This is a genomic window from Collinsella aerofaciens (assembly GCF_040910245.1).
In the GTDB taxonomy this organism is placed as follows: Bacteria; Actinomycetota; Coriobacteriia; order Coriobacteriales; family Coriobacteriaceae; genus Collinsella.
In genome coordinates this window covers 16,021-42,144 of record NZ_JBDGAY010000022.1, presented here as the reverse complement: position 1 = coordinate 42,144, position 26,124 = coordinate 16,021, and the positions used below count along the sequence as shown (strand labels likewise).

26 protein-coding genes are annotated in these 26,124 nt (G+C 60.6%); 1 reads left to right on the top strand and 25 read right to left on the bottom strand.

Translation table 11 applies throughout. From position 1 onward, the window contains the following. Nucleotides 1-177: 177 nt before the first annotated feature. The 3 genes from AB5Z20_RS08120 to AB5Z20_RS08110 form a co-directional block, all read right to left on the bottom strand. Entirely contained in the window at nt 178-1,578 is a 1,401-nt protein-coding gene (locus tag AB5Z20_RS08120; protein WP_368156894.1) for a phosphoglucomutase/phosphomannomutase family protein, read from the bottom strand. Nucleotides 1,579-1,733: 155 nt separating this feature from the next. Then, the gene (locus AB5Z20_RS08115) at nt 1,734-2,627 is read right to left on the bottom strand and encodes a homocysteine S-methyltransferase family protein (protein WP_260699629.1); all 894 of its coding nucleotides are present in this window, start codon (nt 2,625-2,627) and stop codon (nt 1,734-1,736) included. Nucleotides 2,628-2,639: 12 nt separating this feature from the next. After that, entirely contained in the window at nt 2,640-3,062 is a 423-nt protein-coding gene (locus AB5Z20_RS08110) for a metal-dependent transcriptional regulator (protein ID WP_260699628.1), read from the bottom strand. A gap of 120 nt (nt 3,063-3,182) precedes the next feature. On the opposite strand from AB5Z20_RS08110, the gene pepT reads away from it, so the two are divergent. Further along, complete coding sequence (gene pepT, locus AB5Z20_RS08105) at nt 3,183-4,430, top strand: peptidase T (protein ID WP_368156893.1); 1,248 nt, start codon at nt 3,183-3,185, stop codon at nt 4,428-4,430. Between the two features lie 252 nt (nt 4,431-4,682). On the opposite strand, the gene AB5Z20_RS08100 is transcribed toward pepT, so the two are convergent. The 22 genes from AB5Z20_RS08100 to AB5Z20_RS07995 form a co-directional block, all read right to left on the bottom strand. Next, the gene (locus AB5Z20_RS08100) at nt 4,683-5,912 is read right to left on the bottom strand and encodes an LCP family protein (RefSeq protein ID WP_161155773.1); all 1,230 of its coding nucleotides are present in this window, start codon (nt 5,910-5,912) and stop codon (nt 4,683-4,685) included. Nucleotides 5,913-5,924: 12 nt separating this feature from the next. Further along, the gene (murA, locus tag AB5Z20_RS08095) at nt 5,925-7,208 is read right to left on the bottom strand and encodes a UDP-N-acetylglucosamine 1-carboxyvinyltransferase (protein ID WP_368156892.1); all 1,284 of its coding nucleotides are present in this window, start codon (nt 7,206-7,208) and stop codon (nt 5,925-5,927) included. Nucleotides 7,209-7,296: 88 nt separating this feature from the next. Further along, nucleotides 7,297-7,689, bottom strand: coding sequence for an ATP synthase F1 subunit epsilon (atpC, locus tag AB5Z20_RS08090; RefSeq protein ID WP_117630038.1), 393 nt, complete (start codon nt 7,687-7,689; stop codon nt 7,297-7,299). A 3-nt stretch (nt 7,690-7,692) separates the two neighbouring features. Further along, complete coding sequence (atpD, locus tag AB5Z20_RS08085) at nt 7,693-9,147, bottom strand: F0F1 ATP synthase subunit beta (RefSeq protein ID WP_195192807.1); 1,455 nt, start codon at nt 9,145-9,147, stop codon at nt 7,693-7,695. Further along, entirely contained in the window at nt 9,147-10,055 is a 909-nt protein-coding gene (atpG, locus tag AB5Z20_RS08080; protein WP_117743860.1) for an ATP synthase F1 subunit gamma, read from the bottom strand. Before atpG ends, atpD begins: the two co-directional genes overlap by 1 nt. 5 nt (nt 10,056-10,060) lie before the next feature. Further along, nucleotides 10,061-11,659 (bottom strand): F0F1 ATP synthase subunit alpha, encoded by a 1,599-nt coding sequence (gene atpA, locus AB5Z20_RS08075; RefSeq protein ID WP_117736599.1) that lies wholly within the window; start codon nt 11,657-11,659, stop codon nt 10,061-10,063. After that, nucleotides 11,659-12,135, bottom strand: a complete 477-nt coding sequence (locus AB5Z20_RS08070; protein WP_006235713.1) for a F0F1 ATP synthase subunit delta — start codon at nt 12,133-12,135, stop codon at nt 11,659-11,661. Before AB5Z20_RS08070 ends, atpA begins: the two co-directional genes overlap by 1 nt. Then, nucleotides 12,125-12,727, bottom strand: coding sequence for a F0F1 ATP synthase subunit B (atpF, locus tag AB5Z20_RS08065; RefSeq protein ID WP_195192805.1), 603 nt, complete (start codon nt 12,725-12,727; stop codon nt 12,125-12,127). The genes AB5Z20_RS08070 and atpF overlap by 11 nt, the downstream gene beginning before the upstream one ends. A 15-nt stretch (nt 12,728-12,742) precedes the next feature. Continuing rightward, on the bottom strand, nt 12,743-12,937 hold the full coding sequence (locus AB5Z20_RS08060; RefSeq protein WP_022094262.1) for an ATP synthase subunit C: 195 nt from the start codon (nt 12,935-12,937) through the stop codon (nt 12,743-12,745). A gap of 127 nt (nt 12,938-13,064) precedes the next feature. Then, complete coding sequence (atpB, locus tag AB5Z20_RS08055; protein ID WP_022094263.1) at nt 13,065-13,868, bottom strand: F0F1 ATP synthase subunit A; 804 nt, start codon at nt 13,866-13,868, stop codon at nt 13,065-13,067. Between the two features lie 3 nt (nt 13,869-13,871). Further along, nucleotides 13,872-14,183, bottom strand: coding sequence for a hypothetical protein (locus AB5Z20_RS08050; protein ID WP_118376864.1), 312 nt, complete (start codon nt 14,181-14,183; stop codon nt 13,872-13,874). 280 nt (nt 14,184-14,463) lie between these two features. Further along, a complete protein-coding gene (gene upp / locus AB5Z20_RS08045; RefSeq protein WP_118376863.1) occupies nt 14,464-15,111 on the bottom strand; it encodes a uracil phosphoribosyltransferase in 648 nt (215 codons plus the stop codon). Nucleotides 15,112-15,234: 123 nt separating this feature from the next. Then, nucleotides 15,235-16,776, bottom strand: coding sequence for a glycerol kinase GlpK (glpK, locus tag AB5Z20_RS08040; RefSeq protein ID WP_368156891.1), 1,542 nt, complete (start codon nt 16,774-16,776; stop codon nt 15,235-15,237). 13 nt (nt 16,777-16,789) lie between these two features. Continuing rightward, complete coding sequence (locus AB5Z20_RS08035; RefSeq protein WP_195568705.1) at nt 16,790-17,533, bottom strand: L-threonylcarbamoyladenylate synthase; 744 nt, start codon at nt 17,531-17,533, stop codon at nt 16,790-16,792. A gap of 134 nt (nt 17,534-17,667) precedes the next feature. Continuing rightward, the gene (locus AB5Z20_RS08030; RefSeq protein ID WP_128620077.1) at nt 17,668-18,159 is read right to left on the bottom strand and encodes a type II toxin-antitoxin system HicB family antitoxin; all 492 of its coding nucleotides are present in this window, start codon (nt 18,157-18,159) and stop codon (nt 17,668-17,670) included. Next, on the bottom strand, nt 18,126-18,311 hold the full coding sequence (locus AB5Z20_RS08025; protein WP_368156890.1) for a type II toxin-antitoxin system HicA family toxin: 186 nt from the start codon (nt 18,309-18,311) through the stop codon (nt 18,126-18,128). The genes AB5Z20_RS08030 and AB5Z20_RS08025 overlap by 34 nt, the downstream gene beginning before the upstream one ends. Before the next feature lie 68 nt (nt 18,312-18,379). Then, nucleotides 18,380-19,627, bottom strand: a complete 1,248-nt coding sequence (locus AB5Z20_RS08020) for a N5-glutamine methyltransferase family protein (protein WP_346965215.1) — start codon at nt 19,625-19,627, stop codon at nt 18,380-18,382. 594 nt (nt 19,628-20,221) lie between these two features. Next, nucleotides 20,222-21,289: a peptide chain release factor 1 gene (gene prfA, locus AB5Z20_RS08015; protein ID WP_035138783.1), complete on the bottom strand. Its 1,068-nt coding sequence runs from the start codon at nt 21,287-21,289 to the stop codon at nt 20,222-20,224. A gap of 249 nt (nt 21,290-21,538) precedes the next feature. Beyond that, on the bottom strand, nt 21,539-22,954 hold the full coding sequence (locus tag AB5Z20_RS08010; protein ID WP_368156889.1) for a M20/M25/M40 family metallo-hydrolase: 1,416 nt from the start codon (nt 22,952-22,954) through the stop codon (nt 21,539-21,541). Nucleotides 22,955-23,026: 72 nt separating this feature from the next. Next, entirely contained in the window at nt 23,027-23,812 is a 786-nt protein-coding gene (locus AB5Z20_RS08005) for an amino acid ABC transporter ATP-binding protein (protein WP_368156888.1), read from the bottom strand. A gap of 22 nt (nt 23,813-23,834) precedes the next feature. Then, nucleotides 23,835-24,983, bottom strand: coding sequence for an amino acid ABC transporter permease (locus AB5Z20_RS08000; RefSeq protein WP_368156887.1), 1,149 nt, complete (start codon nt 24,981-24,983; stop codon nt 23,835-23,837). Between the two features lie 9 nt (nt 24,984-24,992). Next, nucleotides 24,993-25,919, bottom strand: a complete 927-nt coding sequence (locus AB5Z20_RS07995) for a transporter substrate-binding domain-containing protein (protein WP_271737101.1) — start codon at nt 25,917-25,919, stop codon at nt 24,993-24,995. Nucleotides 25,920-26,124 lie beyond the last annotated feature (205 nt).

The following is a 26,124-nucleotide window of genomic DNA, read 5'->3' as shown; positions in this document are numbered from 1 at the left end:
CGCTGGTTCCCGGTTCGACCGGGCCGCGCGGCAAGGAGATATATTGCCAGACCGGAGGGCCCCCGCGGGCGGGAATCTGGGCGTACACATTTCCTACACATTTTAATACTCAGCTTACGTTTGCCGGCCGTTCTCCACCACTCGCCGAGGGTCTCTTTATAGTGAAGCGTCATATGGCTAAAGCTGATAGGCTCCCTTAGCCAAGGCACAGCCGGCATCGAGCAACTCATCGCGCTCCTCCACCGAGAACCCCTCGGCGTATACACGAACCACCGGTTCGGTCCCGCTGGGGCGGATCAGCAGCCAGGTGTCATCCTCGAATGCCAAACGTAGACCATCCATATGGCTTACAGTCTGCGGCGCCTTGCCGCAAATCGATTTGGGATTCATGCCAGGAAGCAGCGTTCGCAGCGATTCGGCGTCTTCGGCCTCAAGGCGCAAATCGCGACGCCCGTAGCTCGTCTTACCAAAACTGGCCTCGAGCTGATCGACCAAAACGCCCAAGGGCGCGCCCGTCTTTGCCATAAGCTCACACAGAATCAGACAAGCAAGGATTCCATCGCGCTCGGGCATATGCGCGGCGATGCCGATGCCGCCGGCCTCCTCGCCTCCCATGAGGACGCCGCCCTTCTTCATCTCTGCAGCTATATATTTGAAACCGACCGGCTTAACGGTCACGCGACAGCCAAGCGCCTCAGCAATGCGGCGTACGAGTGTCGAGCACGAGAGATTGACGACGACACGCCCCTCCAAATTGCGGAATTGAACGAGGTCGCCCAAAACAAGCGCCATGATTTGATGCGGATGTATATATCTACCGCGTTCGTCGACCGCGCCAATACGATCGGCATCGCCGTCGGTCACCAGGCCCGCGCACGCCCCGTCCTCGACAACTGCACGCTCGCAAGCGTCCACCCATGGCTCAACAGGGTCGGGGCAAATGTCCTCTTGATCGGACGACTCTCCGGCATGAATCTCGTGCACCTCGACGCCTAGCTCCCGCAGCAGGTCGGCAAGATATCCCTGGGCCGCGCCGCCCATGGGGTCAACCACCACACGCAGGTGAGCGGCTCGAATGGCCTCGGCATCGACAAACGACGCCACCGCCTGCATATAGTCAGGAATAATATCCGCGGTGCGATAGCTTTCCTCGATCCCCATCGGCTCGGGGGCCATGGTCTCTTCAAGCTCTTCGATGACATCCTGATTGGCCGTCGAGCCATCTCCCATGCGTAGTTTAAGGCACAGATACCCCTGCGGATGATGGGACCCCGTCACCATGAGCGCACCGCAGGCCTCGCCGTCATACGCCGCCGCCCACGTAAGGGCGGGGGTCGGGACAGGCCGAGATGCGAGTACTGCGTCCAATCCGTGAGCCGCAAGCACGCCTGCCGCAAGCTCAGCGAACTCGCGCGCCTGCGGCCGGGTGTCGAACCCTATATAGACTGTTTTGCCGGGATTGGTCTTTTGCCACAACTCGCCGACGGCATCGGCAATGCGGGCAACGTTGTCGGCGGTAAAGTCGTCGTCGACGCGGGCGCGCCAACCGTCAGTTCCAAAATGAATTATCGCGCACACGCGCAGACACCTCACAGTGTTTGGATCATGGTACGCATGGGGTATACCCGCAACGCTCGCCCAGCAACCTGCCAAAACCGGCATTCACTATTTGGGCAAATGCTACCGACGATGTGCAAGCAAAAAAACCGCCCCGTATGGAGCGGTTTTGACCTTTATATATCGAGCGCCTCGGCCATCGCCGCCGTGGTGATCGCCGTGGTTCCACAGCAACTGCCCACCATTGCGGCACCGGCATGCCTCCATTCGATGCAAGCACGCGCGAAGGCTTCGGGGTTCTCGCGCCACACAGGACCATCCTGTGTTTGGACCGGATCACCCACGTTGGGGCGTACCGTGACGGGCGTAGTCGCCGATGCAACCATCCTGGGCACCGCCACGTTCGCGGCCGCAAGTGAACAGCAGTTAACGCCAACCGAGTTTGCGCCGTGCTTTTCGGCGTACAAAACAGCAGCCTCGATGTTGAGGCCATCGCCTAGCAGGTCGCCTTTATCGTCAACGACAAAACTTACCAAAACAGGCATGCCGTCGGCGGCATCCTGGGCGCCGGCAAGCATGGGCTGCAAATTACGGATAGACGTCACCGTCTCGATCAGCAGACCGTCAACACCAGCATTGAGCAGGGCGTATGCCTGCTCTCGCGAAATGCCTCGGATTTCTCGATACTCGGCAGAGTCTTCGGCAAACCACTCAATGCCGATCGGGCCCATCGAGCCCAGCAGCAGCTGAGGGTGCGCCTGGCGCGCATCGTCGACGGCAGCGCGATTGACCTCAGCCACGGACGGCGTAATCTGATCTTGCTTGAGGGCATAGCTTGATGCCTGAAAGGTATTGGTAATGAGCACCTGCGCACCGGCGGCGACATACAGGCGATGGATACGAGAAACAGTCTGCGGCTCGGCAAGGTTCCAAAACGCCGGTGGGATGTCGGCGGCATCGTATTCACTCATCAGCACGCTGCCCATGGGGCCCTGCGTCAACAGTGTCTCGCTCGACATGCGGCGCATAAGTTCCTCGCCGCCGGGGCGGTTGTAATAACTCGTATCCATATATGTGTTTCACTATTCCTCGACGCTGATTCCCTGCTTTTCGAGATAGGCGAGCCAGCGGCTCATCGTGTCCTCGGAAAGCGCATGTTCCATCATGCACGCCTCGGAATCGGCCCGCTCAAAATCGACGCCGAGCTCCTGGACCAAAAACGTGCGGATAAGGCGATGACGGTACCAGATAGCCGTGCCGACCTCGCGACCACGGTCGGTCAGGATGACCTTGCCGTAATGCGATTGCTCGACAAGCTCGGACGCCTTAAGCGCCGAAACTGCCTTATTGACCGATGCCTTGGAGACACCAAGACGCTGTGCGATGTCGACCGATCGCACGCCATTGGTCTCCCCTTCTTCGTTTTCGATGCGAACCATGCACTCCAAGTAGTCTTCGTTCGCCACTGTTAGGTGCAGCTCGCGCGAGCTATTTGTCGTATCCATGACCTTCCGTCCCTTCTGCGTTCAAAGGCTGATTCTACCCCATCCAAGTGTCGCGGTATGCCGTGGCATACCGTGCTAGAGTTCTTGTTGCACACGACGACCAAGATTGGAGCGGTCTTTATGGAAAACAACGCCACGAACCCCGACGTCCTTGAGCGCTTTTTGCGCTACGTCCAAATCAACACGCAATCCGAGGATGCAAACTGCGACCAGGTGCCTTCGAGCACCGTTCAGTTTGACCTTGCCAACATCCTGGCCAAGGAGCTGCGCGAGCTCGGCGCGACCGATGCCCATGTGACCGAGCATGCTTACGTGTGCGCGCATATTCCTGCGAGCGCGGGCGCGGAGAACAAGCCCGCCCTGGGCCTGATAGCACACCTCGACACCACCGAGGTTGCGCCGGGCGCCGGTGTGAAGCCGCACATTGTGCACTACGAAGGCGGCGACCTGGTCTGCGGTACCGTTGACGGCAAGCCTGTGGCCATGAGCACCGCCAAGCTTCCCGCCCTGAACGACCTTGTGGGTGAGGACTTGGTCTGCAGTGACGGCACCACACTGCTGGGCGCTGACGACAAGGCCGGCGTCGCCGAGATCATGGCGCTTGTCGCGCGTATCGCTCAGGACCCCTCGCTGCCCCACCCCGCACTCGGCATTTGTTTTTGCCCGGACGAGGAGATCGGTCACGGCGCCGAGCTGTTGGACATCGAGGCCTTTGGCTGCAAGTACGCCTACACGGTCGACGGCGGTCCCGTTGGCGAGCTGGAATGGGAGTGCTTTAACGCCGCCGAGGCAACCGTTCGCTTTGAGGGCCAATCCATCCATCCCGGTGACGCCAAAGGCCGCATGGTCAACGCGGGCAATCTGTTCTGCGACTTCAATGCCCTGCTCCCCTACGAGCAGCGTCCGGAATACACCGAGGGCTACGAGGGCTTCTATCACCTTGAGGGCGTCTCGGCAACGGTCGACCATGCCACGGCGCGCTATATCGTCCGTGATCACGATGCCGCCAAGTTCCAGCAGAAGCTCGAGCTGATGGATGCCGCCGCAGCACTGCTCAACCAGCGCCTGGGCGAAGAGCGCGTGACGGTCGAGATCAAGCAGCAGTACCGCAACATGGCCGAGATCGTGCGTGACTACCCCGAGCTTATCGATGTCGCCAAGGAAGCCTACCTTGCCTGCGGCATTGAGCCCCAGGTGCTGCCGATTCGCGGTGGTACCGACGGTGCGCAGCTGTCGTTCCGCGGCCTGCCCTGCCCCAACCTTTCCACGGGCGGCTACTGCTACCACGGCGTCAACGAGTTTGTCCCGGTCAGCTCGCTCGTCAAGATGACCGACGTCCTCCAGGAACTCGTCGCCCGCTTCGCATAGATCTGGCCGCACAAGCCCAAAAGACGAATCGCCCCGTCCTCAACCGAGAACGGGGCGATTTTTGGTGCAAGGAGTGTAGTCGGCATCGCTGGTTGAATCAACGTCAGCGAGCGACGTCCAGAGCGAACAAGTTGGCATGAAAAAGGCAGGGCATTGACCTTCTGGTCATGCCCTGCCTTTTGAATGACAAATTGTCGCTCTGGGCGGCGCGCAGCGTCGAGCCGTTACGCGGGCTGGTAAGCCCGCGTAACTCTAGTAGTTGGCTTCGTAGCCGTTGCCGTCGCCGGTGGGCTCTTCGTAGTAGTCCGAATCGCTCGAATCAGTCGAATCGTCCGAATCGTCAGAGCTAACCGATGAGGTTGCGGTGCCGTTGGCGTAATCATCGGACGTGTTGTTGTTCAGGTCGCCGATCGTAGAGCTGGAGCCATCGGACTGGCCCATGGTATTGGGGCCCTTGGGATCCTTACCAGCGTCGACGCGCTCCATCATTTCCTTAAGCTCGTCCTCGTAGACAAAGACGTAGCTCACGCCATCAATCATGGTGCTGGCATCGGCATACGAAGGCAAGTTGGCCGAATAGATGCCGTCAACATCCATGCCGCGCATGGCATTGACCGTAGAGACGATGTCCTGAACGCTCATATCGGTCACGAGCATGTCGGACAGCGAATTGACGAGGTCGAAGACCTTGGTGGCATCGAAGTTGTTGAGGATCTGGTTGGCGAGGGCGCCGAGCACCTGACGCTGGTGGCGCATGCGTGTGTAGTCGCCATCGGCATAGATGTAGCGGCAACGGGCATAGGTAAGGGCGGTCGCGCCATCCATGTGCTGCTGACCGGCGGTGATCTTAATGTCGAGATGCTCGGGGTCGTCGACATCGTCGGTTGCGTTAATGTCGATGCCGCCGACCGAATCGATGAGCGACTGCATGCCGTCGAAGCTGACCTCGGCATAGTGGGAAATCTGGACACCGCACAGCTCGTTGACCGCCTGGACCATGGCTTCGGCGCCGCCGTAGGTATGGCAGGCGTTGATCTTCATGGTCGAGCCGTTGTAGACGACCTTGGTATCGCGCGGAATGGAGATGAGCGTCGCCTGCTTTTGCGTGGGATCGATACGCGCCAGGATAATCGAGTCGGCGCGGTATGTATCCTCGCCCGGGCGACCGTCAGTGCCAAGGAGTAGCACGTAGAACGGGTCCTTTGCCTCGTCGGTATCAACCAGGATCTGGCGCAGGTTGTCGGTAATGACGTTGGAATCGCCGAGCTTGCCCATAATGGTGGCAAACCACAGGCCGGCGGCAGTCGTAGCGCTCAACAGCACACCGAGCACAGCAATGAGCGCGACGCGGCGAACCGTATGACCGCGACGACGCTGACGGGCGCGCTCGGAATAGCGGGCAACGTTATCGCGGCTATAGATTTTTGCCTGAGCGCCGGTCGAAGGTCTTCGAGATTCCGTAATGGGCTTTTTCTTAAACATAGGCAACCTGCATTAGTAGATGACGGGATCGGGAACAGTGGCGTGCTCGACATGAGCACCAAGCGCCTGCAGCTTTTCAACAAACTGTTCGTAGCCGCGCTTAATGTGATGGATGGCCGAGACCTCGGTCGTGCCGTCGGCAATTAGGCCGGCGACGACGAGTGCCGCGCCACCACGAAGATCCGGTGAGGTTACCTGAGCGCCGGAGAAGCCCTTGACGCCGTGAATCATGGCGTGGTGGCTCTCGATGCGAATATCGGCGCCCATGCGCACCAGCTCGGATGCAAACATAAAGCGATTCTCGAAGATATTCTCGGTGATAACGGAGCTGCCGTCGGCCAGGGCGGAGAGCACCATGATCTGCGCCTGCATGTCCGTGGGGAAACCGGGGAACGGGAGCGTCTGGATATCGACCGGCTTGATGTGCTCGACGCGATTCACGTGGACGCCATCCTCGATGCGTTCGCAATCGATGCCCATGAGCTCCATCTTCTTGAGCACCATTCCCAAGTGGATGGGGCAAAAGCCCGTGACGTCGACACCGCGGTCGTCTGCCATCAACGCACCGGCAACGATAAAGGTGCCGGCCTCGATGCGGTCGCCCACCACGCGATGGGTAACGGGATGTAGCTCTTCCACGCCCTCGATGGTCACGACGGGTGTGCCCGCGCCGACGATCTTGGCGCCCATCTCGTTGAGCATGTTAGCGAGATCGACGATCTCGGGCTCGCGGGCGGCATTATCGATAACCGTGGTACCCTGCGCGCGCACGGAGGCCATGATGAGGTTCTCGGTCGCACCGACGCTGGCGAACTCGAGCGTGACGGTGGTACCGTGCAGGCCCTGGGGCGCGTTGGCGTTGATATAGCCGTGGGCGGTATCGAACTCAACGCCCAAGGCCTCAAGACCCAAGATATGCATATCGATCTTGCGAGCGCCCAGGTTGCAGCCGCCGGGCATGGCGATCTTGGCGCGATGGAAACGGCCCAGCAGGGGTCCCATCACGGCAGTGGAAGCGCGCATCTTGGCAACGAGCTCATAGGGAGCCTCCCAGGAATCGACCTGAGAGGTATCAATCTCGAGCGTGTGCTCGTCGAGAACATCGATCGTGGCGCCCATACCCTTGAGCACCTTGCCCATCACGTGGACATCGGAAATATCAGGCACGTTCTGCAGCGTCGTCTTGCCCGGCGCCAGAAGCGTTGCCGCCATAAGTTTGAGCGCGGAGTTCTTGGCACCCGAAACAGGCACGGAACCTCCGATGGCGTGGCCACCCTCAACGCGGATAATATCCAAGGTCTACCCTTTCAAAAAGCATGCCCGGGGTGGCTGAGCCATCCCGGGCATGATGTGTTCGCAAATGGTCGAACGCTAAAACGTCTGACTATTGGGCAAGCTTGAGCTTACACCATGCGATTTCATTATAGAGGTAGGCGCGGCGTGCATCATCCTCCGACAAATTACCCAGCTTCTCTTCAAAACCTTGAATATCAGCTTTAACCTTGTCGGCGTCGACGGTCGCCAAATCGCAAGCGCGCTCGGCGAGGACGGTCACGACATCGTCCGCAACCTGGGCATAGCCGCCGGCCACGGCAAACGTGTGGTCGACAGTGCCCATGGCCTTATCGGAAACGCGAACGTAACCGCGGTCGATTGTGCAGATTTCGCTGGAGTGAGCAGGCAGAACGCCAAACTCGCCATCCGTGGACGGAATCGACACAAACGCAGCGTCGCCCTCATAGGCGCAGCTCACGGGGCACACGATGCGGATACGCATAACCTACTTCTCCCCCATCTTGCGGGCGCGCTCGCGCACGTCCTCAATCGTGGAAGCATAGCGGAATGCCTGCTCGGGCAGGTCATCGGCCTTGCCGTCGACAATCTCGGCGAAGGAGCGGACGGTATCCTCGACGCGAACGTAGACACCGGGGTTGCCGGTGAACTTCTCGGCGACGTGGAAGGACTGGGAGAGGAACTGCTGGATCTTACGGGCACGGTTGACCGTAAGGCGCTGCTCCTCGGACAGCTCGTCCATACCCAGAATGGCGATGATGTCCTGAAGGTCGGAGTACTCCTGCAGGAGCTCCTGGACCTTGACGGCGACACGGTAGTGCTCCTCGCCGACGATCGAGGGATCGAGAGCGTCGGAGGAAGACGCGAGCGGGTCGATAGCCGGGAACAGGCCGAGCGACGAAATGCTACGCGAAAGAACCGTAGTGGCGTCGAGGTGCGTAAACGTCGTGGCAGGCGCCGGGTCGGTCAGGTCGTCTGCAGGGACGTAGACAGCCTGGACGGAGGTAATGGAACCCGTCTTGGTCGAGGTAATGCGCTCCTGGAGGTCGCCCATCTCGGTAGCCAGCGTAGGCTGGTAACCGACGGCGGACGGCATACGACCCAGCAGTGCGGAAACCTCGGAACCGGCCTGGGAGAAGCGGAAGATGTTGTCGATGAACAGCAGAACGTCCTGGCCACGATCGCGGAAGTACTCAGCGGTGGTGAGGCCGGCCAGACCGATGCGCAGACGCGCTCCAGGCGGCTCGTTCATCTGACCATAGACCAAGCAGGTCTTGTCGATAACGCCAGACTCGCTCATCTCGAGGAACAGGTCGGTGCCCTCACGAGTACGCTCGCCGACACCGGTGAACACCGAAGTGCCGCCATGCTCCTGGGCGAGGTTGTTGATGAGCTCCTGAATCAGAACGGTCTTGCCGACGCCGGCACCACCGAACAGGCCCGTCTTACCGCCACGAATGTAGGGCTCAAGCAGGTCAACGGCCTTGATGCCGGTTTCGAAGATCTCGGTCTTAGTGGTGAGCTCGTCGAAGCGGGGCGCTGCGTGGTGGATGGGATAGAACTCCTCCACCTCGGGCATGGGCTTACCGTCGACAGGCTTGCCCATGACGTTCCAAATGCGGCCGAGCGTCTTGGGGCCAACGGGCATCTTCATGGGCTCACCGGTATCGGTGGCGGTGAGACCACGCTGCAGACCGTCGGTCGAGGACATGGCGACCGTGCGGACGACGCCGCCCGGAAGCTGGCTCTCAACCTCGAGGATCGTGCTCAGGTGACCGATCGGGGTCTCGGCCTCGACCGTGAGCGCGTTGTAGATCGGGGGCACCGCGCCGTCAAACTTGACGTCGACGACAGGGCCGATGATACGCACGATGCGGCCATCACCGGCAGTCGTCTTCTTGGTGGCTTCCTCGACCGCAAGCTTTACGGTGTTATTAGCCATTACTGTTCCTCCAATGCTGAGGCTCCGCCGACGATCTCGTTGATCTCGGTCGTGATCGAAGCCTGGCGCACGCGACTATACGTGCGGGTAAGGGTCGAGATGATCGCGGTGGCGTTTTCCGTCGCGGAGTGCATGGCCTTGCGGCGCGCACCCTGCTCGGCGGCCGCCGAATCGATCAGGGCCTGGTAGATGACCGTCAGGATATACGACGGTACAAGCTTGCCGAGAACATGCTCGGGAGAGGGCACGAACTCGAACGTCGACGAGATGCGCTTAGGGGCGTCGGTCTCGTTCTTACGCGGACCGTGGGCCATAGCGATCATCTCGGGATCGAGCGGCAGCAAGTGCTCGACGCGAAGCTCCTGATCCACGCGGTTCTTGGCGTGGTGGTAGACAAGCTCGACACGGTCAAGCTCACCGGCACGATACGCATCGCAGATATGAGAGGAGATCATGCGAGCCTGATTGAAATCGGGCTCGGAGGAATTTCCCTCAAAGTGCATGATGACATTTGCGCGGTCACGGAAATACGTGGCCGGCTTACGCCCGCACGCGATGATCTCGCACTCGATGCCGTCGTTCGCCCAAGAAGCGGCGAGCTTTTCGGCCGTGCGCTCCACCGTCGTATTGAAACCGCCGGCAAGGCCGCGGTCCGAGGCAATAACGACAATCAGGCCATGCTTGACGCTCTCATGCTTCTGCAGCATGGGATCGGTGCCCGAACAGGAGGCGTCGCCGGCAACCGTCAACATGACGTCGGTCAGCGCCTCCTTATAGGGCTCGGCCTGCTTGGAGCGATCGAGGGCACGACGGATCTTGGCCGTAGAGACCATTTCCATCGTGCGCGTGATCTGCTTGGTCGTGGTAACCGAGGAGATTCGCTTCTTAATGTCGCGAAGGTTGGCCATAGGGCTTAGTTCTCCTCTGATCCAGTCGTGTCGGCATGGTGTTTGGCCATGAACTGCTGCTTGAAGTCACCGATGACACGCAAGAGCTCGGCCTTGGTGTCGTCGTCGATCTTCTTGGCGCGAACCTTGTCGAGCAGCGAGCCAAAGCCATTGTCCATATACTCGATAAGCTCGGCACGGAAAGGCAGCACGTCGGCGATCTCCAGGTCATCCAGGAAGCCCTCGTTGCCAGCAAACAGCGTAACGATCTGCTCGCCAACCTCAAACGGTTTATAACGCGGCTGCTTCAGGAGCTCGGTCATGCGAGCGCCGTGGGTAAGCTGCTTTTGCGTGGCCTCGTCGAGGTCGGAGCCGAACTGCGTAAAGCCGGCGAGCTCCTGGTACGAAGCAAGGTCCAGACGGAGGTTGCCGGCGACCTGCTTCATGGCCTTGGTCTGTGCATCGCCACCGACGCGGGACACGGAGATACCCACGTCGACTGCCGGGCGCTGACCCTGGAAGAAGAGCTCGGACTGCAGGTAGATCTGACCATCGGTAATGGAAATAACGTTGGTCGGAATGTAGGCCGAGACGTCGCCGTCCTGGGTCTCGATGATCGGCAGAGCCGTCATGGAGCCGTAACCGTTCTTCTTGGACATCTTGACGGCACGCTCGAGCAGACGAGAGTGCAGGTAGAAGATGTCGCCAGGATAGGCCTCGCGTCCGGGCGGACGATGCAGCGTCAGCGACATCTGACGGTAGGCCACGGCCTGCTTGGACAGGTCGTCGTAGATGACGAGCACGTGACCGCCGGGGTTGGTCTCGCTGGCAGGCTTGCCGTCCTCGCCGTTGTACATAAAGAACTCGCCGATAGCGGCACCGGCCATAGGCGCGATGTACTGCATAGGGGCGGAATCGGCAGCGGTGGCCGAAACGATGATGGTGTAGTCGAGCGCACCGTGCTGAGCGAGGGTCTCGCGGATGTTGGCAACCGTGGAGGCCTTCTGGCCGATGGCGACATAGATGCAGACCATGCCCTTGCCGCGCTGATTGAGGATAGCGTCGATGGCGATGGCGGTCTTACCGGTCTTACGGTCGCCGATGATGAGCTCACGCTGACCACGGCCGATAGGCACCATGGAGTCGATGGCCAACAGGCCGGTCTGAACCGGCTCGCACACCGGGGTACGGTCGATGACACCGGGGGCCTTGAACTCGATGGGGCGACGATGCGTGGCGACGATGTCACCCAGGCCGTCGATAGGCTGGCCGAGCGGATTGACGACGCGGCCGAGCATGGCGCGGCTCACGGGGATATCCATAATGCGGCCAGTGGTGCGGCACTCGTCGCCTTCCTTGATGGAGTCGACGGCACCGAACAGAACGGCGCCGACCTCGTCACGGTCAAGGTTCTGAGCAAGGCCGAAGACGGTCTCACCGGTATCGGAGCTCTTGAACTCCAGAAGCTCGCCTGCCATGGCGCTCTTGAGGCCGGAGACGCGCGCGATGCCGTCGCCTACCTCGTCGACCGTTGAAACCTCATGCGTATCGACCGTCGCGGAGAGGCTCGTGAGCTGCTCCTGCAGTTTCTTGGCGATATCCTGGGCATTGAGGGTTTCGGACATTAGGCTTCACCTCCGTACGAATTAGCAGAGTTTGCGAGGGTCTCCTGCGCGATGCGCAGCTGCGTCTTGACGGAGATGTCACGACGCTCGCCGCGGGCCTCGAGCACCAGGCCGCCCACGATAGACGGGTCGACCTGCTCGATAAGGAATACCTTGCGGCCGAAGTCCTGCTCGCATTTCTTAGTGATGGTTTGACGCAGCTCGTCGTCGAGCGGGATCGCCGTGGTGACGGTCACGCCCACTACATCCTCGTCTTCCTCGGCAACATACTTAAAGGCAGCTGCCACCTTGGGAAGAAGGTCGAGCTGGTCGCGCTTGGACATGGTGTCGAGCACGGCGATGATCTCGGGGCTGGCGCTAGCCAGGCGCTCGATCATCTCGAGGTCCTCGAACACATGGTTCTCGGCCTTGGCGGCTTCCAAAAGGGAGCGCGCGTAAGTCTCGAGCACCTTGTCCTGATAGCGGCTAGTCGGCATTCAGGCTACCTGCTTCCTGGATGTAGCGCTCGATGAGCTTCTTCTGCTCGCCCTCGTCCTCGAGTGCCTCGCCCACGATCTTGGTGGCGACAGCAACGGACAGGTCGGCGATGGAGCTCGCGGCACCGGCGTAGATGGACTTGCGCTCGTCCTCGACGGTCGTGTGGGCCTTGGCGATGATCTCCTCGGCCTCCTTGTGAGCAGCCTCGATGATACGGGCGCGCTCGGACTCGGCGTCCTTACGGGCCTCGAGAACGATGTCGGCAGCCTGACGACGGGCGTCGGTGACGATCGAGTCGGACTCAGCGCGCTTGGCGATAGCCTCCTGCTTGGTCTTCTCGGCCTCGTCGAGGCTCTCCTCGATCTTCTTGCCGCGCTCCTCCATGGTTTTCATGATGCCCGGCAGGGCGACCTTGGCCAGCACGATCCAGATGATCAGGAAGGCGATAAGCGCCGGGATGAACTCCGCCATCTTAGGGATGAGGATGTCCGCACCGGCAGCGCCGTCCTCGGCGAACGCGGAAACCGGCATGAGCAGCGCGGCCGCGGACGCGGAGAGTGCGATCGCGCTCTTCTGGGATGAAAGATTCATACTTGACGCTCCGTGCTATTTAACGATCAGCGCGACAACGAAGCCGATCAGAGCCAGAGCCTCGCCGAAGGCGGAGCCCATGATGAAGACGGTGAACACGCGGCCCTGGACCTCAGGCTGACGGGCCATAGCACCCGTAGCACCCAGAGCAGACAGGCCGATAGCAAGACCAGCGCCGATAACACCGAGACCGTAACCGATAACTCCCACGATTCCTCCTTTGTCGTGCGTGTCTTATTTCACGCAGGATAACCTTTTTATAACTGCCGGGCTCCATGGGTACGGGCACCGGCGGTTTAACGAATTGCCTTACCTTTAAGGCGCGAACGGAAGACTACTACTCCTCCTCCGCGACCTCCTCTGCCTCGGAGACATACACGGCGGTAAGGACCGTGAAGACGTAAGCCTGGATGGCGCCGACCACGAGCTCAATCGCATAGATCAGGATGAGGATGGCAAGCCAGGCCAACGAAGGCAGGGCGCCGACGGCGTGGGCCGCGGAAACCTGCTGAAGCAGCGGCTGCATGAACATGCTCGCCATGATGGCGAACGAGCCCATGACCACGTGTCCTGCGAACATGTTGCAGAACAGACGGACGGCGAGCGTGATGAGGCGCAGGAAGGTAGAGAAAAGCTCGACGACCCACACAAGCACGTTCATCGGGAAGCTCACGCCCTGCGGGGCGAGGCTCTTGATGTAGCCGATCACGCCGTGAGCCTTGCATCCGTAGTAGATGAAGTACACGAAGGCGAAGATGGCGAGCGCGGCGGTGGAGCCGATTGCGCCGGTGCCGGGCTTCATTCCCGGGATCAGGCCGATCATGTTATTGATCAGGATGAACAGGAAAAGCGAGCACAGGAACGGGAAGTGCTTCTTCCAGTTCTCACCCACGACGCCCTTGCCGATATCGTTCTCGACGTACTCGATGATGTACTCGAAACCGTTGACGAAGAAGCCCTTGGGAACCAGGGTCTGCTTCTTCTTGAACACGGCCAGGACGATCAGGAGCACGATCGTGGAGACGATCAGCCAAAACGAGTACTGCGTGATGCCGCAGCTCAAATCGCCCACGACAGGGGTGGAGCTGAACTCGCTGACCAGATGATTAATCTCATCAGGCAGCTTTTCAAAAATTTCCACGACTTACCTTTCGACCTCATGAGGATCCCGCAGCGCCTTGGCGACGCGAACCGTGCAGGCGGCCATAAAAGCCACGAAACCGATCGCCTCGCCCAGGAGGAACATGCGAAATGCCTCTCCGAACAACGCAAACACAACCAAGGTAAAGACGAGCAGGGCGACTGCCGAGACCGCCAGACTCACCATGCCCTTGAGCATGTCCGCATTCTGTTTATCGTCAAGAACCGGCTTGAGCGTAAAAACAAAGGGAAGGAAGGCAATTGCGCCCGCGATGGCGCCTGCAACGATAGCGAGCAGATCGGCTATCTGAAACACTGGCTTCCTCGCTTTCCTTTTTAACGCCTCACAGCACAGTCCCAGCCAAACATTGGTGACTATTGTACGAGCCAATCGCTAAAGTACAACCGTAAAACAAACGGTTAATACGCACCTGTACGTTTTCTTAAGGCCTTCTTTATGCCGCAGGTACGGTAATACGTTTTTTCGAACCCCTCAGGGCAAAACGTCAGTTAACAGAAGCGCGCGTGGACGACTTTTGCTCGCCCGCGCGCACCATTTCTTCGTATTTGTGACCGTAGCCGACAAGGCCCAACGACTAGAGCGTACCGTAGATGCGGTCGCCGGCGTCGCCCAGGCCGGGAACGATATAGGCGGCCTCGTTGAGATGGTCATCGATGGCGCACGTATAAATATGCACATCGGGGTCCTTCTCGGTCAGCGACTTGAGACCCTCGGGCGCGGCGACGATGCACAGCATGCGGATATCCTTGACACCGCGCTCGCGCAGGTAGCTGATGGCCATCTCGGCCGAACCGCCCGTGGCGAGCATGGGGTCGACAACCAGGCAGATGCGCTGATCGATATCCTTGGGCATCTTGCAGTAATACTCATGCGGCTCGTGGGTGACCTCGTCGCGCTCCATACCGATGTGGCCCACACGAGCGGAGGGTACCAAGTCGAGGATGCCATCGACCATGCCGAGGCCCGCGCGCAGGATAGGAACGATGGCGAGCTTCTTGCCGGCAAGCTGCTTAAACGTGGCAGTGGTGATGGGGGTCTCGACCTCGACGTCTTCCATGGGCAGGTCGCGCATGGCCTCGTAGCCGTCAAAGAGCGCAAGCTCGCGCACGAGCTGGCGGAACTGGTTGGTGCCGGTGCTCTTGTCGCGCAGGATCGACAGCTTGTGCTGGACGAGCGGATGGTCGACAAGCGTCACGCGGGACGTATCGTAGGTGACGGTCATGGGTTGATTGCCCCTTTCGTTGCGGCCGGAAGATGGCCTTGCTGACAAGACGCATGGCGACATTGTTGCCTCGCGCCGTGCATAAGTTTAACGGTTTGTTGTATCGAGCAGCTCGTCGCAACCCTACTGAGCGGTGTTGAGCGAACGCTTGACGGCATCACGCCAACCAGCGAGGTTGCTCTCACGGCGCTCGACGGACATGTGAGGATGGAAGACTTTGACGATCTGAGCGTTTTGCTCCAGCTCCTCCAAATCCTCCCAATAGCCGACAGCAAGGCCCGCCAAGTACGCGGCGCCGATCGCCGTGGTCTCCACCGTCTCGCACTGCAGCACGGGGATATCCAGCAGATCAGCCTGGAATTGCATGATGAACTCGTTGCGCGAGGCGCCGCCATCGACGGACAGGCGCTCAATCGAAAGTCCCACGTCCTGCTCCATGGCGCGTAGCACGTCATAACTCTGGTAGGCCATGGACTCGCAGGCCGCACGCACAATGGTCGCGCGACTCGAGGCGCCGGTCAGGCCGCACACGATACCGCGAGCATGCGGGTCCCACCAGGGAGCGCCCAGGCCTGCGAAGGCGGGGACGAAGTAGCAGCCCTCGTTGTCGTTGATCGAAACGGCGAGTTGCGCGGACTCGCTCACGCTCGAGATGATGCCCATGTTGTTGCGCAGCCAATTCATGGTTGAGCCGGCGGCAAAGATAGAGCCCTCGAGCGCATAGCTGATCTTGCCGTCCGCGGCGATACCGATCGTGGAGACCAGACCGTTCTTGGATTCGACGATCTCGTCGCCGGTGTTCATGAGCATAAAGCAACCCGTGCCATAGGTGTTTTTGGTCTGGCCGGGATGGAAGCAGCAGTGGCCGAACAGCGACGCCTGCTGGTCGCCCGCCACGCCCATGATGGGTGGCATGTTGGTCATGATGTCGCTCGCGACGCGGCCGTAGTCGCCCGAGCTCCAACGAACCTCGGGCATCATGGAGCGCGGGACGTCGAAAAGCGCCAGCAGATCGTCGTCCCAATCGAGCGCATGGATATTAAAGAGCGCGGTGCGGCTGGCATTGGTGTAGTCGGTGGCAAAGACCTGACCGCCGGTGAGGTTGTAGATGAGCCAGGTGTCGATGGTGCCGAACATGAGGTCGCCCGCCGCCGCGCTCTCACGCGCACCGTCGACGTTGTCGAGGATCCACTGCACCTTGGAAGCCGAGAAATACGGATCGAGCGTGAGTCCCGTGCGGGAGCGCACCAGTTCTTCTGCGCCCTGCTCGACCAGTTCGTCGATCAGAGGTGCAGTGCGACGGCATTGCCACACGATGGCGTTATAGATGGGTTGGCCGCTTATGCGGTCCCACACCACCGTGGTCTCGCGCTGGTTGGAGATACCGATGGCGGCGATGCGGTCAGAATGGATGCCGCTCTTAAACTGGACCTCCATCATCACGCCGATCTGACTGGCAAGCACCTCCGTGGGATCCTGCTCCACCCAGCCGGGGCGCGGGAAGCTGGTTTTGACGCTACGACGCGCCTGGGCGACGATGCAGCCGTACTCGTCGACGATAGTCGCGAGTACCGAGGTAGTGCCGCAGTCGAGCGCCATGATGTAGGAACCGCCAAAGCTAAACGAGGCGTCTTCCATACCCAGGCTACCTAGATTCAACGACATCGCTTACACCTTTCTATTGCATCGGGTCGGACAGGACCCGCTCGATCTCTGATGCGGGAAGCGCGCCTTGGCGCAGGATCTGGAGCTCGCCGTGCTGAAACGACACGATGGTTGAGGCGTCGCGACACGGGGTCTCACCGGCGTCGACGGCCACATCGACCCCCTCCAGGATGCGCTCCTCCACCGTGACAAAACTTGCCGGCGCGGGCGCGCCATGCGTGTTGGCGCTGGTGCAGGCAAGAGGGCTGCCGCAGGCGCGGATGAGCGCCTGCACCACGGGCGAGGCCGAAGCGCGAAGTGCCACCGTGTCGTCGGCGGCGCGCATAAAGGTCGGCACGCAGGGGGCCGCCTTGACCACGATAGTCAGGGCGCCCGGCCAGCATCGTCGGGCGAGCACGCGGGCCTCATTAGGGATATCCACGCCATAGCGATCGAGCGCCTCGGCATCATCGACCAGCCAGGCAACCGTTTGGGTGAGCTCGCGCTGCTTGAGGGTAAAGATACGACGATAGCCGGTGCCGAGTGCGGGGACCGCGGCGCCGTTGACGGTGGCCTGCGGATCGCGCGGCCACGGCAGAGGTTCACTTGTATCTTGTGGAACGGCATCCGAGAAGGCGTTGACCGCCACGGCGACACCGTAGACCGTCTCGGTTGGAATAAGCGCCAGGCCGCCGCGACCGAGTAGCTCGGCCGTGCGCTCGACTGCAAGCCGATGCGGCTCGCGCGCTCCCTCGTATACCCGATAGACCGTCTGCATGTGTATGCCAGCCCCTTACGCTCTGGTGCAAGTTTGTTTACTGTGGGGCATTCTCGCACGAAACGTTCAACCTATTTGCCCAGAGCGCATGTTGGTTTGGTGAGCGGCTCTAGTAGTCGGTGAAAGTGAGGGGGTTATTGGACGGCTACGAACTTCTTTGGTCTTCCGGCGTGACGTTCTTGAGCGGCGTAACGCTCGATGCTGTCTATCGTGATCATCCGACGGCCATCGACGAGTTCAACATCGAGCTTTCCGGCTTTGACCAGCGCGGTAATCCGCGGAGCGGAGACTTTGAGGTCCAGCGCTGCGTCTTTAAATGTTCGGCACGCCGCTTCCCGAGCGTCCTCGTGGTCGATTTCGACTGAAAGGGCCACGACCTCGGCCGAGCGTTCGTACCCTGCTGGAGTCAAACCGTTGTTGAGGTCGTCGGCCAAAAACGCCATCAGCGCCTCGGTGGCATGGGCAATCGCTTCTTCGCGCGTATCGCCATCGGCAAAAGCGCCGGGAATCTGCGGGAAGCTGGCGCAGTAACCGTCGTCTTCTTTTATGAGAACGCAGTCATAGGTAAATCGCTGCCTCATTTTGCCTCCAACTACCATCCAGCTTGGCGACGAATACTTGCCCACGTGCCCTTCTTTGGTCGATCACCACCAGAGCCGTTCACGGTGACAGCACGGTCGCCAGAAACATACTTAGCATGACTACCGACTTGCGCGACCTTCACGAATCCATCGTGCTTGAGTAGGGCAATGATTTCCCGAAAGGTAGGAGGTTGCATGGGCCGACCTCTTTCAGCCGTCCTAATTATAAACTACTTTATAATTTTTGCTAACCAGTTAATAAATATTACTGGCGCTGTTTGGGCTCGGTGACGATGGCTCGGACGATGCGGGGGCGATCGGTGAGGTCGTGGACGATACGCACGTCCGAAAGGCCTGCCTGGCGACAGAGCTCGGCCGCGGCATCGAGGGCGCCCTCGTAGAGCTCGCAGGCAAAGAGGCCGCCGGCGCGCAACATGTAGGGCGCCGCGTTGAGCAGGCGGCGGAAGATATCGAGGCCGTCGGCACCGCCCTCGAGCGCCAGATCGGGCTCAAAGTCCTTGACCTCGTGCGGCAGCGAGCGCATGACATCGGTGGGGATGTAGGGCGGGTTGGAGACGAGCACATCAAAGGTGCCCCACTCTTCGCGGGGAATGGAACTCACCAGGTTGGTGAGGCTAAAGGCAACCTCATCTGCCGTGAGGCCGAGGGCGTCGCGGTTTTTGGTAGCAAGGTCGATGGCGCGCGGCTCGATATCGGTAGCAGTGCAGGTGACGTGGCCGCGGCGCTCCCAGGCAAGGGAGAGCGAAATGCAGCCCGTGCCGCAGCCGACCTCGAGAACGCGGGCAGTGCAGGGCTCGGTTGGGGCAGGCGCAGCGGCATCCTGAGCTGAAGCCGTCTCCTGGTCGGCACCCTCAATGGCGATGCCGTATTCGTCGAGCTCGGGCTCGGGGGTTTCCGCGGCTTCGGCTTCTGCTGCCTGCGCGGCTTCCTCGGCCTCGCGGTCGGCCAGTTCCTCGGCATAGGCGCGGCTACCGAGCACGTCGCTACCCAGCGCAGCCTCATCGGCGGCCGTCAGGTTGGCGGCACGACGCTCGGCGGTCGTGCGCTCGTCGGCCAGCGCGGCCTCGGCCTTGCGTGCCTCCTCGACCTCATCGTTCCAAGGCAGCTCAACACGCTGACGGGCGGCGGCCTCGGGGCTCAGCACCTCGGCATCCAGATAGTTCAGAACTTCCTCGACGAGCATCTCGGTCTCGGGACGCGGAATGAGCACGCCGGGGGCGCACGCGACGTCGATCATGCGAAACTGCGTGCTACCGGTGATGTACTGCAGCGGTTCGCCTTTGGCGCGACGAACGACGGCCGCATGCATGGTCTCGAGCTGCGCTGCGTCGAGCGTCTCGTCCATGCGCATATACAAGTCGATACGCGCCAGGCCCGTGGCCGCGCACAGCAGCCACTCGGCAGAAAGACGGGGATGCTCCTCACCGCGCTCGGCCAGGTACTCCTTGGTCCACTCGAGACAACGCTTGATGGTCCAGATCTCGTTTGCCATGGGGTCCTCCCCTCTTAAGCGCCGGGCGGCGCGCGAATGTCGGAGCAGATTGTACGCGAGGGCGACGCACGACAAGGGACGATTGAGAGCGATTATCGAGAATCAGCCCAGAATTTTGCTTGGATTGCAATCGAAGCGTTCATTCGCCGACGTCTAAATCTGCATCCGTCAAGCTTTTGGCAAGGTTGCCCCTAACCTGACCAAAATCTAACCAAGAACTTGCCAAATCACTTGACGCGCGACGCGTCAAAAATCGTCCCGCGACTTCTTGGACGATTTTTCGGGCAATATTTCCAATAGCAGATGCACACCGTTAATTGCTTTAAGCAGGTAAGCAGCTCAAAGGCCATCACAGCTTATTGAATAACATCTCAAAGCAATGTGCCCAACCTAGTCATTTAAGAACGTCCCCAATGACTGCATCAAGGTCCCGCAGGTTGAGCATAAGTCAGCGAAAACGCCCCTAAGCGAGCAAGGTGACGTGAAAGAGGAGGGAAGCGTACTTCGGTACGCGACCGACGATTGAACGTCAGATTGCCGCTTAGGGGCGTTTGAAGCGTCGATCAGTTACGGCGTTTGGTAAAACGCCGTAACTTAAACTGCTTGTGCCAGCTTCTCGGCTCGCTCGGCGGCGGCAAGTGCCTCGATGACGGTACCGAGTTGATCGCCCAGAAGGACGCCGTTGTAGGTGGAGTTGAAACCGATACGGTGGTCGGTCACGCGGTCCTGAGGCTGGTTGTAAGTACGAATCTTCTCGGAACGGTTGCCGTGACCAATCTGGCTCTGGCGCTCGGCGCCGAGCTCGGCCTGCTGTTTCTCGAGCTCCATCTCGTACAGACGGGCACGCAGCATCTGCATGCAGACCTCGCGGTTCTGGATCTGGGAACGCTGCTCCTGCGACTGCACCACGGTATTGGTGGGCAGGTGGGTGATGCGCACGGCGGAGTAGGTGGTGTTAACGCACTGACCGCCAGGGCCGGAGGCACAGTAGGTATCGATGCGCAGGTCGGACTGGTTGATCTGAACGTCAATCTCCTCGGCCTCGGGAAGCACGGCGACGGTTGCCGTGGAGGTCTGGATGCGACCCTGGGACTCGGTCTTGGGGACGCGCTGGACGCGATGCACGCCGGACTCGTACTTCATGACGGAGTAGACGCGGTCGCCCTCGACCTTGAACTCGATGGACTTAAAGCCGCCGGCCTCGCTGGGGCTGGAGTCGAGCACGGTGGTCTTCCAGCCGCGCGACTCGCAGAAGCGCTGGTACATCTTGTACAGGTCGCCGGCGAAGATGGCCGCCTCGTCGCCACCGGCGGCGGAGCGAATCTCGACGATGGTGTTCTTGTCATCGTTGGGGTCGCTCGGGATGAGCATGTACTTAATGTCTTCCTCGAGCTGGGGAAGCTTGGCCTCGTTTTCGGAGATGTCCATCTGGAGCATCTCTTTCTCATCGGCATCGGTGGTATCGTGGAGCATTTCCTTGGCGGCCTCGATGTCATCGAGCGCGCCGATGTACTCACGCGAGGCGGCGATGAGGTCGGACTGGTGCGCGTACTCCTTGTTGAGACGCGTGAACTCCTTAATATCGGAGGCGACGGCCGGGTCGGAGAGCTTCTTCTCGAGTTCCTCGTAGGCCTTGATGATCTTTTCGAGCTTGTCGCGCATGGCGGGACTCCTTTATATGCGTGAAGGTGAAAATCGGCAGAATTGATGGGGCGCACGGCGCCGCTGCGGGGGTAAGCCCGGCTAGAACATGTCGATCTTCAGATACATGCGCATCCCTTCGCGTATGGGGTACATAGTTGCGGTCTAACCCATACATGATAGCGTGCGCAGGCAAACCTGCATATAACCCGCACGGAATGATTGGTGCAAACAAACCTGACCCCATTGCACCAAGGGCTTGCTTTTTGGCTAGAGCGTCTGAAGCAGAGCGACGAGGAAGCGGATGCCTTGGAGGTAGGCGCGGCGGGTGATGCGCTCGTTGGTGCCGTGGACGCCGCGATCACACTCGTCGTCATCAACCACAAAGGCCGAGAAGCGAATGCATTCAGGGCAAATGTGCTGGTAGTTGGCAGCGTCGGTCGCACCGATCACGGTCGAGGGCACAATTGCCACCGGCTCGAATGATCCGTTTTCCTCCGTCCCCTTTGGATTACGGAAATAGCGGGCGGCGACGGAGCGAACCGCCTCGAGGCCGGGACCACCGATGCGCGGGGACGGCGAGGGTTCGGAGCTGCCGGGGCCCAGCTCCACTTCGACACGACCGGCAAGGTCCGTTGCGGCAATTGCCTCGCGGCAGCGCGCCACAACGTCGGCCACGCTCGTGCCCTCGAGCATGCGGAAGTTAATGTTGGCCCACATATCCTGCGGCATTACGTTGGCGCCGGTGCTGCCACCCTCGATTTGCGTGGGCGCGCAGGTGGTCGTCACCAGCGGATAGAGCTTCTTGCTGGCAAGGCAATCGCGAACGATGGCACCCCCGTTGGCGGCAATTTCATCGGCCGTGTAGAGCCCCAACTCGACGAGTTGGGCGGCAAGCAAGTCGGTCACGCGCGTCGGCCACTCGATATCGCAGATTGCGGTGATGGCACGGCTGAGCACCTCGAGCGACGTGCCGCCGTAGGGGTTAGAAGAATGTCCACCCTTACTCTTCGTCTTGAGCACGATATCGGCATAGCCCTTCTCCGAGAGGTCGGCGTGCATGAGCCAACCCTCGCCCGCGCTGTACTCGGCAGCCGAAACGATGCGGTAGTCGCCCTCGTCGATCAGGAACTCGAGCTCAACACCGCGCTCCTCGAGCGCGTGGCCGATGGCGCCTGCGCCGTACTGCGTGGTTTCCTCGTCCTGGCCAAAGGCCAGGAGCAGCGTGCGCTCGTGCTGCCAACCGTGCGCCAGCGCATACTCGACAGCCTCGAGAATACCTGCGACCTGGTCCTTCATGTCAATCGCGCCGCGGCCCCAGATGTAGGTGTCGTCCACGTGCCCGCTAAAGGGGGCATGCGTCCAGTCGGCCTCGGTACCCGGCACCACGGGGACCACGTCCATGTGACCCATGAGCATGACGGGGTTAAGAGCCGAATTGCTGCCGGCAAGCGTCACCAACAGCGAATGGTCGACAAGCTCGACCTCGCCCGCCGCAAACACGCGCGGCCACGCCTGCTGCATATAGGCGCGCAGGTCGTCGAACGACTGCCAGTTCACCGCCTCGGCATCCATGCTCGAGACGGTCGGAAACGACAGCACGCGGCCCAGGCGTTCGCACGCGCCAGCCTCGTCCAAATCGGCAAAATCGTCCTCATGCGCAAAGAAGCGCCAAACCTCGGCCATGACATCCTTTCGATTGTGATGACGAGGGCCGCCCCACCGGAGCGGCCCTGCCACATAAGCGTTTGCGGTCGGTTATTTGTCCTCGAGATAACGAGAGAGGAACTCGCGAGTGCGCTGGTGTTTGGGGTTGCCGAAGAGCTCGGCCGGCGCGGCGTCCTCGAGCACCACGCCCTTGTCCATAAAGACCACGCGGTCGGACACGGTTCGGGCAAAGGCCATCTCGTGCGTGACGACGACCATGGTCATGCCGTCGGCCGCGAGCTTGCGCATGACCTCGAGCACCTCGCCCACGATCTCGGGGTCGAGTGCGGAGGTCGGCTCGTCGAACAGCATGATCTGCGGATTCATGCACAGGGCGCGCGCGATGGCCACGCGCTGCTTTTGGCCACCGGACAGGCGACCCACGGCGGCATGCGCAAACTTTTCGAGCCCCACGCTCGTCAAATGCTCCATCGCGACCTTCTCGGCCTCGGCCTTGCTCATCTTTTTGAGCGTGACGGGCGCAAGCGTGCAGTTGTCGAGCACGTCCATGTTGTTGAACAGGTTAAAGCCCTGGAACACCATGCCGATGTCCTCGCGCAGCTTGTTGATGTTGCAGCGCTCGGCCGTGAGGTCCTGGCCGTGGAACCAGATGTGGCCCGCGTCCGGGGTCTCGAGCAGGTTGAGGCAGCGCAGGAAGGTCGACTTGCCCGAACCCGAGGCGCCGATAATGGTGACGACCTCGCCGGGATTGACGGACAGGTCGATGCCCTTGAGTACCTCGAGCGAGCCGAAGCTCTTGCGCAGGCCCTCGACGCGGATGAGCGGCTCTTTAGTTTGTGCGGCGGCCGCGGTGCCGGTAGTGGCGGTATCTGCCATGATGATTCTCCTCGTCTTGAGCCTAGTTGGAGCTGGGCAGCGTTGCCGGGGCCTCGGCGCCGAGTTTTTTGCCAAAGGCTTCGAGCAGGCGGCTCGCCACGAGCGTCAGGATCAGGTAGACCACGAGCGCCACGCAGTAGACCTCCATCTGGCGGTAGTACACGCCGGCGACGGTGGTGGTGGCGTACATGAGGTCGAACACGCCGATGACCGAGAGCACCGACGAGTCCTTGATGTTGATGATGAGCTCGTTGGTGAGTGCGGGAATCGCGTTTTTAATACCCTGGGGGAACACGACCTTGCGCATAGCCTGCCACTGCGACAGGCCCAGCGAGCGCGCCGCCTCGGCCTGGCCGGGATCGATGGACTCGATGCCGCCGCGCAGGACCTCCATCATGTAGGCGGTGGAGTTGAGCGAGATGGTGACGAGGCCGGCGGTGAAGGTACTCCAAATCTGGTTGGCCTGGGCGGTCTCGAAGCCCATGCCGCGCAAAACGGTGAAACCTGCGTAATAGATGAGCAGGCCCTGAACCATCATGGGCGTGCCGCGCACGATGGTAGAGTAGACGGTCGCAAAGCCGCGGCCGATGCTCTTAAAGAAGCGCGTGAGATCGTTATCCACGCGGTCGAACGTCTGAATACGCAGGAACACAAAGAGCAGCGCCAGGAAAAAGGCGATGACGGTACCGAAGGTCGCAAGTGCGATGGTGATCTCGATGCCGCGGATAAAGAAGTCGCCGCTCTTGTAGGTCATGTAGACCAGGCTCGACAAAAAGTCGCTGGGGTTGGAGTCCGAGACAATGCTCACCTGCACCAGGTCGATAAACGACATGACGCAACGGTCGATAAAGAAGATCGCCGCGATGGCGACCACGACATAGCTGCCCAGGCGCGCGCCGCGACGGAAGCGCTCGGAAGCAAACGGCGACGTTTCGCGATAGTCGCTCCAGTGCATGAGTTTGGTGGCCAGCGCCGCCGCCGATACGACGAGCCAGGCCCAAAGAATCGCCCAAAGGCAGTCCTGGAAAATGCTGGTGGGCGCCAAGAAGCTCAGCGGCGTGGGGTTACGTTGGCTAAACGCCAGGCCGAGCGCCGCGATAACACTCGTGCCCAGATATACATAGCGATGGTCGGCCTTGATAAAGGAGGCCAGACGATTGATGGTTTTCATGCTGCCTCCCTATGCCGGCTGACGATCGAGGCACGCGTCCCACATTTGGTCGCGTTCCTCTTGGCTAATGCCCTTGAGTGTCTTGTCGATGAGTTTAAGCAGCTTGTCCGAGCCCTTGCGGCAGCCGACGTTTGCCGCGACCTCCTGCTTAAAGCCCTCGCCCTCGGCAAACTGGATGGGGACGATACCGGGATTTTGGGCCATATAGCCCTTCTCGTTCTCGGTGTTGTAGGTCACGGCATCGCACGTGCCCTGCAGCAGGTTCGAGAACACCGTGGGAACCGAATCGACCGGGTTCTTGTGCACAACGCCCGGGATCTCGTCGATGACGGTGTCGAGCATGGTGTCCTTTTGGCCGAGCACCGTGGCACCGCTAAAGTCGCTAAGCTTGGTGGCGTTTTGGTAGGGGGAACCCTCTTTTACGAACAGGCCAAAGTAGCCAATGAAGTACGGGTCGGAGAAGCCGACCGACTCCTCGCGCTCGGGCGTGGCGCTCATACCGGCGATGATGAGGTCGATCTGGCCGTTGTTGAGCGAATCGATAAGGCCCGAGAAGCTCTGCTTGACGGCAACGGGCTCGCCACCGAGGGCCTTGCAGACGATCTTGGCGATCTGCACGTCGTAGCCATCGGCATAGGCGCCCTGCACGTTGTCGATGGGGATGGTGAACTCACTGGCTTCGGAAACCTGCCAGTTGTACGGGGCGTAGGCCGCCTCCATGCCGATGCGGATCTTATCCTTGCCGATCACGGAATCGGACAGGTCGTCGCGACCGCCGCCCGTCGTGGGCTGAACCACCTTGAGCGTGGACGGGCGCTGACAGCCGGCGAGCGCGCCGGCGACGACGGAAGCGCTCGCAGCGAGAGCGCTACCCAAAAAGATGCGACGGCTGCATACCGGCTGGCGCTGCGCATCGCACTGTTGGGGAGAATGCATAATCTGCCTTCCCTGTTGAATCGTACGCTAACGACTTAACAGGATACCGCTCAGCGTCACTTCCAGCAGATGCATATATAAGATGCATATATACAAATTAACGAACTGAAAACGATTGGTAGTCGTTGGGGACGTTCTTAAACGACTGTCTCTTATACACATCTCCGAGCCCACGAGACAGAAGGCGATCTCGTATGCCGTCCGT

Coding starts and splice junctions, on each gene's coding strand:
- AB5Z20_RS08115 (WP_260699629.1), bottom strand. CDS start 2,627: ATGGATACGAGTTATTACAACCGCCCCGGCGGCGAGGAACTTATGCGC.
- AB5Z20_RS08110 (WP_260699628.1), bottom strand. CDS start 3,062: ATGGATACGACAAATAGCTCGCGCGAGCTGCACCTAACAGTGGCGAAC.
- pepT (WP_368156893.1), top strand. CDS start 3,183: ATGGAAAACAACGCCACGAACCCCGACGTCCTTGAGCGCTTTTTGCGC.
- AB5Z20_RS08100 (WP_161155773.1), bottom strand. CDS start 5,912: ATGTTTAAGAAAAAGCCCATTACGGAATCTCGAAGACCTTCGACCGGC.
- atpC (WP_117630038.1), bottom strand. CDS start 7,689: ATGCGTATCCGCATCGTGTGCCCCGTGAGCTGCGCCTATGAGGGCGAC.
- atpD (WP_195192807.1), bottom strand. CDS start 9,147: ATGGCTAATAACACCGTAAAGCTTGCGGTCGAGGAAGCCACCAAGAAG.
- atpG (WP_117743860.1), bottom strand. CDS start 10,055: ATGGCCAACCTTCGCGACATTAAGAAGCGAATCTCCTCGGTTACCACG.
- atpA (WP_117736599.1), bottom strand. CDS start 11,659: ATGTCCGAAACCCTCAATGCCCAGGATATCGCCAAGAAACTGCAGGAG.
- AB5Z20_RS08070 (WP_006235713.1), bottom strand. CDS start 12,135: ATGCCGACTAGCCGCTATCAGGACAAGGTGCTCGAGACTTACGCGCGC.
- atpF (WP_195192805.1), bottom strand. CDS start 12,727: ATGAATCTTTCATCCCAGAAGAGCGCGATCGCACTCTCCGCGTCCGCG.
- upp (WP_118376863.1), bottom strand. CDS start 15,111: ATGACCGTCACCTACGATACGTCCCGCGTGACGCTTGTCGACCATCCG.
- glpK (WP_368156891.1), bottom strand. CDS start 16,776: ATGTCGTTGAATCTAGGTAGCCTGGGTATGGAAGACGCCTCGTTTAGC.
- AB5Z20_RS08035 (WP_195568705.1), bottom strand. CDS start 17,533: ATGCAGACGGTCTATCGGGTATACGAGGGAGCGCGCGAGCCGCATCGG.
- AB5Z20_RS08025 (WP_368156890.1), bottom strand. CDS start 18,311: ATGCAACCTCCTACCTTTCGGGAAATCATTGCCCTACTCAAGCACGAT.
- AB5Z20_RS08020 (WP_346965215.1), bottom strand. CDS start 19,627: ATGGCAAACGAGATCTGGACCATCAAGCGTTGTCTCGAGTGGACCAAG.
- prfA (WP_035138783.1), bottom strand. CDS start 21,289: ATGCGCGACAAGCTCGAAAAGATCATCAAGGCCTACGAGGAACTCGAG.
- AB5Z20_RS08010 (WP_368156889.1), bottom strand. CDS start 22,954: ATGGCCGAGGTTTGGCGCTTCTTTGCGCATGAGGACGATTTTGCCGAT.
- AB5Z20_RS08005 (WP_368156888.1), bottom strand. CDS start 23,812: ATGGCAGATACCGCCACTACCGGCACCGCGGCCGCCGCACAAACTAAA.
- AB5Z20_RS08000 (WP_368156887.1), bottom strand. CDS start 24,983: ATGAAAACCATCAATCGTCTGGCCTCCTTTATCAAGGCCGACCATCGC.
- AB5Z20_RS07995 (WP_271737101.1), bottom strand. CDS start 25,919: ATGCATTCTCCCCAACAGTGCGATGCGCAGCGCCAGCCGGTATGCAGC.